This window comes from Lentibacillus sp. (assembly GCF_035301675.1).
Taxonomy (GTDB): domain Bacteria; phylum Bacillota; class Bacilli; order Bacillales; family Amphibacillaceae; genus Lentibacillus.
Map to the genome: position 1 here is coordinate 1 of NZ_DATGTT010000100.1, position 8,596 is coordinate 8,596.

Here is an 8,596-nt window from a genome sequence, read left to right on the forward strand (position 1 = left end):
AAGGCCGGAAGGGGCTGTCGTTCGGCCACGCACCATATGTTGGTCACTTCCGCAAATATTAGTTGTTACAACCTTTAGGATAACGCCATGTTCACATTTACGGCCGACGTTTAATGGGTTGACCCCTGGTCCGTCTCGTAAAACGAGGTCTGGGTAACTGGTATCTTCTATTTCTACCACACCAGGTCTTTTATAGACTACAGCTTTATTCGTCATTGTTAAACTCCTCCTAACATTCAATTATTTCCAATCAAAAAAAGAGCCATCATTTTTACTAAGGTGTAAAAAATTAATTTCCTCCTTTTATAAAATGTTGTTAGGTGTGTCTAAGCTGTGTTACTACCAATATCATAAACGGGATTTTCTATTAGGTAAAATGCTTAAAAATGATGTCAGACATCTGGAAAAACGATAGCCTTCTATCATGATTACGCAGGCTTTTGAAAAAAATTACTTTATTTGATGTTCACATTGAAAACAGGTTTGCTTAATGGCGGATAAACAACATCTGTAAAACTCTCGATTGTTTCGATGAACTTTCCCATTGTATTCGTTAAGTACGAATCCGCTCGTCTGATAAATACAGTTGATATGTTGCTGTACTTTTCAGGTATGGTATGACACTGAATGGTACCTTCCATTTCTAAATGGGTGACGGTAGATTGCGGGACCAGGCTGATACCAAGTCCGGAGATAACACTTCCTAAAATGGTTTCTAAAGTTCCGAATTCCATTACCTTAGCATGAAACACACCTTCCGCTCTAAGCCAGTTTTCCAAACGGAACCTGTAACTGCACCCTGTATTGAAAACGAGGAGCGGTTTATTCTTTAGCGTATCAAATGGAATTTCTTCGCTGTCAGATATGAGAACTAGTTTTTCTTTAAAAACTTCGACCTGTTCAATATCTGGGTGCTTATCGAATCCTGTAACAAAGGCTCCGTCCAGTTTTCTTTTCATAATTTTATCGATTAATTCTGTCGTTACACCAGTTATAAGTGATAAATCAACATTGGGATAATTTTTGTGGTAACTGGATAAAATCAATGGTAATTTAATGACAGTTTCAACTGTTCCAATATCCAGTGTACCTGAGGGATTATCAGAATCCTGAATAGCTTTGACCATCTCATCTATCATGCGCAGAATTTTTTCTGAATAAGTTAAAAGTCTTTTTCCCTCTGAATTCAAGGTTGTTCCGCGGCTATGTCGATGAAACAGTTGCGTTTGTAAATCTGATTCCAATAATTTTATTCTGGCTGTGATATGGGATTGCACAAAATTTAATTCATTTGCTGCTTTGCTGATGCTGCTGTGATACGCAACACTTTGAAAAATACGCAAATCTTTAATCTCCATTTTGAACCCCCTCTAAAATAAACGTACTGTTATATCTAATAATTTTCCGCGATGATGATAATAGTTATCTTCCACATTATAGATATAGGTAGTTTCATTTTATAGTAGATTGAAAATATTAACAAGTGTGAAAATTAAGGAGGCATGCTGGAGTAAATTTCTAGGGAGTCATTCCAAATCTATAATAATGATAAGACTTATCATTTCTAATTATTATACATTTCATAAAGCACCGGCTATAATTGGTGATAAATAATTAGTTTATTTCGAATATTATAAACTCGAAAATGATACTAAACTATTTTGGAACGATCCTCGTGAAAGAACCCAAAACGACGAGACGGTGCAAATCTTTTTCTTTATCATTGTTGGAAGCGCTTACAGTCCTTGGTAACTCAAATAATTAGTGGAGAGGTGCTACATTATCATGATGTCAGAGGAGCAAATAAAAAGTGAGGTCGTGTTAGAGGAACCTGGAGGAGATAAAGAGGATATTGATGTGGCGGGATTGAAAAAGACAGTATTTGGTGCGGCGATCGGAAATCTGATTGAGTGGTTTGATTATGCAACATATGGTTATTTAGCCACCGTTATTGCAGCAGTGTTTTTTGCACCGGGTGACAAGACTGCGGCATTACTATCCACCTTTGCCGTGTTTGCAGTTTCCTTTGTCGTCCGTCCGCTCGGAGGAATAGTTTGGGGTTACTATGGTGACAAACTTGGTCGGAAAAAGATTTTAGTTTTAACGGTAATTATTATGTCACTTGCAACTTTCTCAATTGGGCTGATACCGGGTTATGCTTCTATTGGTATCGGAGCACCATTTTTGCTTCTGGTCTGCCGCTTAATTCAAGGCTTTTCAGCATCCGGAGAGTATGCCGGGGCGGCTGCATTTATAGCTGAGCATGCGCCAGATAAAAAAAGAGGTCTATTAGTCAGTATGGTACCGGCAAGCACGGCTGCGGGACTTGTGCTAGGGGCCATTGTAGCTTCACTCCTGGAATTTAATCTTTCCCCCGGATCATTGCAAAGTTGGGGATGGCGTATCCCGTTTCTAATGTCCGGTCCGCTCGGTATAATCGCGCTGTTTATTCGTTTGAAACTTGAGGATCCGGAAATTTTCAAAGAAATGGAAGCACAAGAAAAGGATGTGAAGGAGAAGAAAAAGTCTCCGATGCTTCAAGGAATTAAATCAAATTGGCGACAAGTTATGGCTGCGTTCGGGGTTGTCTCCTTAAACGCCGTTGGTTTCTACATCATTTTGACATACATGCCAACATACCTATCAGAGGAATTAGGCTTTAATGGTGCGGCTTCTATATTAACGACTATTTTATCACTTGGATCTTATGTACTTTTTCTGCCAATCGTTGGTTCTATTGCAGACAAATATGGCAGAAAGCCGGTTCTGATTACGGCATGCGTTCTGTTTGTTTTGCTCACCTATCCGATTTTTGTCATGCTTTCTTGGGGAGGTGCGTTTGCAATACTGGCGCAAATCCTGCTCGGTGCAATATTAGCGGGTAATGATGGGGTACTCGCTACCTTCTTGACCGAGATGTTTCCGACAAATGTGCGCTATAGTTGCTTTGCCCTATCATTTAACTCAAGCAATGCCCTCTTTGGGGGAACTGCACCATTTGTGGCAACATTCCTGATCGTAACGACTAATAATACATTTGCACCGGCTTTCTATCTAATGGGCGCCGCAATCGCTGCTTTCATTGCACTGTTCTGGACAAAAGAAACAGCGAATCAGCCATTAAGGCAGGAATAGTGCCACACGGTTGAAATGTTGACTCACTACTTCTGCTCCGGTCACCGCAAATGGAATACACTCGCTTTCCGAGGGCTACTGAAGCCGTGCCCGCGGAAAGCGTCCACCTGCAGTGGAAATCAACTGTTTTAGCACAGACCCAGCTAGCCCGGATTTTGAGTACAGCTAGGGTAAGTATTTAATTGCACTGCACTAGGAAGCTTTTATTAAAAATGAAGGGGGGTGATCGGCCACTGTAATAAGTTTTTCAGCTTATAATGAAAAACAAGAAGGAAATTTCAAATTAAAAAATGGAAGGGGTATACAAATGCAAAAAATAACGAATCTGGAAAGAACTAAAATAATTGAAAATGGGGAAAGGGTGTCACCAACCTTTTCTAAACAAGAGATGGAAAATAGGAATTATATTTTGCGTAGAAATATGGCTGAGTTAGGAATAGATGCAGTGCTATTTACTTCCTATCATAACATTAATTATTACAGTGATTTCCTTTATACATCATTCGGAAGATCCTATGCACTTGTAGTAACCCAGGATAAACATTATACAGTTAGTGCGAATATCGATGGTGGTCAACCGTGGCGCCGCAGCTATGGGGACAACATTGTATATACTGATTGGCAAAAAGACAATTACTTACACGCCGTTCAGAAAGTATTAGGTTCAACCGTGCCTAAACGACTCGGTGTGGAAGATGATCATATGACACTTGAAATACGCAGCAAAGTAAAGGAAGCGTTTCCCAACGCTGAACTAATAGATATTTCTAAAGTAACGATGCGTCAACGGATGTTTAAATCCCAAGAAGAAATCACAGTGATTAAAAACGGTGCACATGTTGCTGATATCGGCGGTGCTGCAGTTGTCGAGGCGATCAAAGAGGGGGTGCCGGAGTACGAGGTAGCCCTTCATGGTACACAAGCGATGACTCGGGAGATTGCTCGTATTTATCCACATGCTGAACTGAGAGATTCATGGGTATGGTTCCAATCCGGTATTAATACAGACGGTGCACATAACTGGGCTACTTCCCGCAAAGTAGGGCGCGGAGAAATTCTTAGTTTAAACTGTTTTCCAATGATTGCCGGCTACTATACAGCCTTGGAGCGTACTTTGTTTTTAGAAGAAGTTTCCGAGAGACATCTTGAACTGTGGGAAATTAACGTAAAAGTACATGAAAGAGGACTGGAGTTACTGAAACCGGGTGTAAGATGTATGGATGTCGCTGCTGAATTGAATGAAATTTTCAGGGAACATGAACTGCTGCCAAATCGCACATTCGGTTATGGACATTCATTCGGCGTGCTTAGCCATTACTATGGCCGTGAAGCGGGACTTGAATTACGGGAAGATATTGATACCGTGCTAGAGCCTGGTATGGTCGTATCCATGGAGCCGATGATTATGGTTCCGGAAGGTCAGCCCGGGGCCGGGGGATATCGCGAACATGATATTCTTGTTTTGAGTGAAGACGGGGCAGAAAATATAACCAAATTCCCGTATGGGCCGGAACATAATATTATCAAAAAATAATTAGCAGGAGATAATGTAGCATAGATGCCCCTATTGCAACGCATCCGGGCATCTTTTTGTTTTTCAAAAGCGCCGGATATTATCGAAAAGTTACAATTTCCCTATCAAATGCATTCAGTAATGCTGATGTAAGTTATCTTTTTCCATCATTATACATGAAGGGAAATGCATTATATAATTATTTTATAGCGAATGAATTAGATTTTTTAAAAACGGGAGGGGTTATGAATGACAAGACATTTTAAGGTAATTGTAGTTGGTGCAGGTTCCATGGGGATGGCTGCAGGATATTATTTGGCAAGACAGGGGGTTAAAACATTATTAATCGATGCTTTTGATCCACCGCATGATCAGGGAAGCCACTATGGAGAAACGCGCATTATTCGCCACGCTTACGGCGAAGGAAGGGAATATGTTCCGCTTGCTTTAAGGGCGCAGGAGCTATGGGATGAGTTAGAAAAGAAAAGCCATCTAAAAATATTTACACAATCGGGTGCAATGGGATTTGGCCCTAAAGGGAATGCACCATTTATTGATGAAGCGATCGCCAGTGGAAGGGAACATAATCTGGAAGTTGACTATCTTTCAGGCGCAGAAATGAAAGAACGCTTTCCAGGTTTAAATGTTCCAGATGATTATAATGCCTTTTATGAACCTAATTCCGGATTTTTATACAGTGAGAATAATATACAAGCTTACAGAGAGCTGGCGGAATTCCACGGTGCTGAAATGTCGGTAAATAACCCGGTTGTAGACATCGAAGCTTTTGATGATTCGGTTAAAGTGATCACGGAAAAAGAAACATTTACTGCAGATAAACTCATTATCAGCGGTGGGGCTTGGAATAAGAAAATAGCTGCCAAACTGGATCTTGATCTTCCGCTTGTGCCATCACGTCAACCTGTTGCCTGGTTTGAAGCAAATGAAAAATTATTTAATTCAAACACATTCCCAACTTTTATGGTTGAAGTTCCGACAGGCGACACAAGAGCAATTTATTACGGATTTCCAACCTTTGGCGGATGCGGCGTAAAAGTAGGTAGACATGAATATGTCGATGCTATTGATCCTGATACAATGAATCGTGAATTTGGGTCTGATGAGAATGATGAAGGGCATATTCGGGAGTTCTTGGATACATTCATGCCAGAAGCATCGGGGAAACTGAAAAAAGGGGTAATCTGTATCTATACGAGAACCCCGGATGGTCATTTCATCATTGACAAACACCCGGAGCACTCGCATATTTCGATTGCAGCCGGATTTGCAGGTCATGGTTATAAATTTGCCAGTGTCGTCGGTGAAATTTTATCTCAATTGGCTGTATCCGGAGAGACGGAGCATGATATTTCACTCTTTAAGATTGACAGACCAAGTTTAAAAGAAGCGAGTGTGAACAAGTAATCATCATTAACGTATTTTACCTACAACATTTAATATTAGTGAAAAAAGGTGACCTTACTGTGGAGGTCACCTTTTTAATGAGCGCAATAAACCCTATATCCCCACCAAGTCACCTTTATTTCTTAATTATATTTTCATTCTTTAAAAATTTGACCTGCGTCAAGGAAACGACTTCCAAATCATCCTATAATGAAGATAAACAAGTAAAGGAGGAAATTTAAATGAATATTGAAAAGCACCATATAAATAAAAAAGAATTTGAAAATAAAATGAGCATAACAAACATGATCAATGAAGGTGGAAGCTTTGGCGTCATGGCAAATTATTTTAACGATGAAACCAATATTGAAAAGGCTGAGCACCGGCTAAAGAATAAGGAACAGATCCTTCATTAAAACTTATCAATAAACATGATATATTGACCCACGTCAAGGAATGAAATTGAAAATCAACCTATACTAAAGGTAGAACAAAACAAAAGGAGAAGATAAACATGAGAAAAATTGAATTCCAATTAGAACCATTAAGCTGTCCGTCTTGTATTAAACGAATTGAAGGTACATTGAATAAACAAAAAGGAGTTAAAGATGCCCGTGTGCTCTTCAACTCCAGCAAAGTAAAAGCAATGTATGATGAATCCGTTGCAACGCCGGAAGAGTTAGTTGCGATCATTGAAAAGTTAGGTTATCCGGTCAAGAAAACAAAAGCTGCCTAACTTCACATCTTGATCTGCAAACAAGAAAGACGAAGGAGCTGCAACAAAGCAGCTCCTGAACAGTAAAAAGAAAGGGAGTGTTGTACATGGGTAAAATGAAAAGGATTCATATCGTCATCATTTCCGGCATTTTATTACTTACCGCATTTTTATTCCATTGGTTAGACTTCAGTTTTTGGAAAAACACTGCACTCATCGTAGCGACAGTTGTTGCCGGTTGGTCGATCGCAAAGAAAGCAATCCAATCAGTCATGATGAAAGCTTTCAGTATTGAACTCCTCGTAACGATTGCTGTTGTTGGGGCATTATTCATTGGTGAATATGTTGAGTCAGCAGCTGTAACCTTCCTGTTTTTATTCGGTGCTTATCTTGAAGTACGTTCACTCGAAAAAACGCGTTTATCCCTACGCACATTAATGGATATGGCACCACTTGAAGCTACTGTTTTAAAAGGCGGTGAACGCCGCACATTGTCTATTGAAGAAATCGAAGCGGGTGATCGCATTCTTATTCAATCAGGTGAAAAAGTAGCGATTGATGGAAAAGTTGTCTCAGGTCAAGCACATATTAATGAAGCAACGATTACCGGTGAATCCGTTCCGGCTGGAAAAGAAATCGATGATCAAGTGTTTAGTGGTACAATTGTTGATAACGGATATATTGAAGTAATCGCTGAAAAGGTAGGAGACGACACTGCATTTTCCAAGATTATCGAACTTGTAGAAGAAGCACAAGAGGGGAAAGCACGTACCCAAAAGTTTTTGGAACGCTTTGCGAATGTCTACACACCAGGCATACTCGTCTTATCGGTTCTTGTGTTCATCTTTTCACGTAATATTGAATTGACACTAACATTCCTGGTTATCGCATGTCCTGGAGCACTCGTCATCTCAGCCCCGGTGTCACTCGTGTCAGGTATCGGAAATGGTGCCAGAAGCGGAACATTGATCAAGGGTGGAGAAGTAATGGAAAACCTTGCAAAAATTGACGCTGTTGTCTTTGATAAAACCGGAACATTAACACAAGGTAAACCTTCCGTAACCAGTATTAAGGCTTTCGATATGGACGAAGATGCATTACTGAAAATCACAGCGGAAGCGGAATTAATTTCAGAACACCATCTTGGACAAACGATAGTTAAAGAAGCCGTAGAACGCGGGATCACACTAACAAATGAACCAACTGACTTTGCAGTGGAAAAAGGGCATGGACTTTATGCCACAGTTAATTCGGATAAGGTTGTTATCGGAAATCGTAAACTACTGCAAAAAAATCATATTCCACTTGACGAAACGATTGATCAGTACGCCATTCAAGAAGAAAAAGCAGGAAATACAGCTATCTTTGTCGGTGTGAATAATAAAGTCGCCGGAATCGTTTCGATTGCTGACCAAATCAGACCGGAAGCACTCGACGCGATTCGTCAATTGAAAACTGCTGGCGTGAAAGAAACGATCATGCTGACGGGAGACAACAAACACACTGCCGAAAAGGTAGCAGCACAGCTCGGGATTGATACTGTCTTCGCAGAAAAGCTGCCGGAAGATAAAGTAAACCATATTAAACGATTAAAAGAAAAAGGACGACGTGTTGCAATGGTTGGCGACGGGATTAATGATGCACCGGCAATTGCACTCGCAGATGTCGGACTCGCAATGGGAGCTGCCGGAACAGATGCAGCAATGGAAACAGCGGATGTTGTCCTCATGGGAGACAAATTAAACCGTGTACCCTATGCATATGATTTAGCAAAAACAACCGTCAGAAATATGAAGCAAAACATGTTCTTTGCAGTCGGAACGGTAGCC

The 8,596-nt window shown here is 40.5% G+C and carries 7 protein-coding genes and 1 pseudogene; 6 read left to right on the plus strand and 2 right to left on the minus strand.

What is annotated here, in order from left to right; translation table 11 throughout:
• Window positions 1-216, minus strand: a pseudogene (locus tag VK097_RS14250) (formaldehyde dehydrogenase, glutathione-independent); the annotation flags it as partial.
• 239 nt (window positions 217-455) lie between these two features.
• Window positions 456-1,358, minus strand: a complete 903-nt coding sequence (locus tag VK097_RS14255) for a LysR family transcriptional regulator (RefSeq protein WP_324212467.1) — start codon at window positions 1,356-1,358, stop codon at window positions 456-458.
• A 427-nt stretch (window positions 1,359-1,785) separates the two neighbouring features.
• Between VK097_RS14255 and VK097_RS14260 the strand changes: the two genes are divergently transcribed.
• The 6 genes from VK097_RS14260 to VK097_RS14285 form a co-directional block, all read left to right on the plus strand.
• Window positions 1,786-3,135 carry an MFS transporter gene (locus tag VK097_RS14260; RefSeq protein WP_324212468.1) on the plus strand — a complete coding sequence of 450 codons (1,350 nt, stop codon included), beginning with the start codon at window positions 1,786-1,788 and terminating at the stop codon, window positions 3,133-3,135.
• Window positions 3,136-3,442: 307 nt separating this feature from the next.
• A complete protein-coding gene (locus tag VK097_RS14265; protein WP_324212469.1) occupies window positions 3,443-4,669 on the plus strand; it encodes a M24 family metallopeptidase in 1,227 nt (408 codons plus the stop codon).
• A 228-nt stretch (window positions 4,670-4,897) separates the two neighbouring features.
• Window positions 4,898-6,073, plus strand: coding sequence for an N-methyl-L-tryptophan oxidase (solA, locus tag VK097_RS14270; protein WP_324212470.1), 1,176 nt, complete (start codon window positions 4,898-4,900; stop codon window positions 6,071-6,073).
• Between the two features lie 221 nt (window positions 6,074-6,294).
• Window positions 6,295-6,468, plus strand: coding sequence for a hypothetical protein (locus VK097_RS14275; protein WP_324212471.1), 174 nt, complete (start codon window positions 6,295-6,297; stop codon window positions 6,466-6,468).
• 98 nt (window positions 6,469-6,566) lie between these two features.
• A complete protein-coding gene (locus tag VK097_RS14280; RefSeq protein ID WP_324212472.1) occupies window positions 6,567-6,788 on the plus strand; it encodes a heavy-metal-associated domain-containing protein in 222 nt (73 codons plus the stop codon).
• Window positions 6,789-6,874: 86 nt separating this feature from the next.
• Window positions 6,875-8,596: heavy metal translocating P-type ATPase (locus tag VK097_RS14285; RefSeq protein ID WP_324212473.1), on the plus strand; the 1,722-nt coding region annotated here is incomplete at its 3' end.

Coding starts and splice junctions, on each gene's coding strand:
- solA (WP_324212470.1), top strand. CDS start 4,898: ATGACAAGACATTTTAAGGTAATTGTAGTTGGTGCAGGTTCCATGGGG.
- VK097_RS14265 (WP_324212469.1), top strand. CDS start 3,443: ATGCAAAAAATAACGAATCTGGAAAGAACTAAAATAATTGAAAATGGG.
- VK097_RS14260 (WP_324212468.1), top strand. CDS start 1,786: ATGATGTCAGAGGAGCAAATAAAAAGTGAGGTCGTGTTAGAGGAACCT.
- VK097_RS14275 (WP_324212471.1), top strand. CDS start 6,295: ATGAATATTGAAAAGCACCATATAAATAAAAAAGAATTTGAAAATAAA.
- VK097_RS14255 (WP_324212467.1), bottom strand. CDS start 1,358: ATGGAGATTAAAGATTTGCGTATTTTTCAAAGTGTTGCGTATCACAGC.
- VK097_RS14280 (WP_324212472.1), top strand. CDS start 6,567: ATGAGAAAAATTGAATTCCAATTAGAACCATTAAGCTGTCCGTCTTGT.